This window comes from Mycobacterium asiaticum, from assembly GCF_001673315.1.
Lineage (GTDB): Bacteria > Actinomycetota > Actinomycetes > Mycobacteriales > Mycobacteriaceae > Mycobacterium > Mycobacterium asiaticum_B.
The window spans coordinates 1-563 of sequence record NZ_LZLQ01000061.1; the positions used below are offsets into that span (position 1 = coordinate 1).

Sequence of the window (563 nt, forward strand, 5' to 3'; positions counted from 1 at the left end):
GGTTGGTAGGCACATCGCTTTGTGACGCTTTGCTTTGTGACGCTGTCGTGCAACTCCGTTTCGCCGCGATCCAGCCGTGGCAATCAGCTCGTCATCGAACGACTAAGACACCACTTTGGTGGCTGCCGACCTGCCGAGTTTTTGTGTATTTGCCGAAAACGTAAATATTTTCCATGAAGTAGGCAAGAACGCGCTCAGAACTCAGTTGATCACGCGTAATCTTCGCCCGAATAATCCCGAGGATTCCTCGAGAGCCGGGCTCCTCGCGTCGAAACACCGCTGGGTCGATGGGAGTCGAAATGTCGTCTTATGTCTTCGCAATGCCGCAGGACTTCGCCACCGCCGCGTCGACATTGGGCAGACTCGGTTCATCGATCCAATCGGCAAATGCCGCGGCGGCGGGTTCTACGACGCAGGTGGCAGCTGCGGCGCTAGATGAGGTCTCGGCGGAGATTTCTGCGCTATTCGGCAATTTCGGTCACGAGTATCAAGTGCTCAGCTCCCGACTCGCGTTGTTTCACAATCAGTTTGCGCAGACCCTCAGCGGTGCCGGGTCCGTTTAT

Annotated in this window: 1 protein-coding gene; it reads left to right on the top strand. The window is 56.1% G+C overall.

Annotated features, from left to right (window positions below):
* Window positions 1-299: 299 nt before the first annotated feature.
* On the top strand, window positions 300-563 hold a 264-nt coding region (locus A5636_RS09760), incomplete at its 3' end, for a PE family protein (protein WP_216638825.1).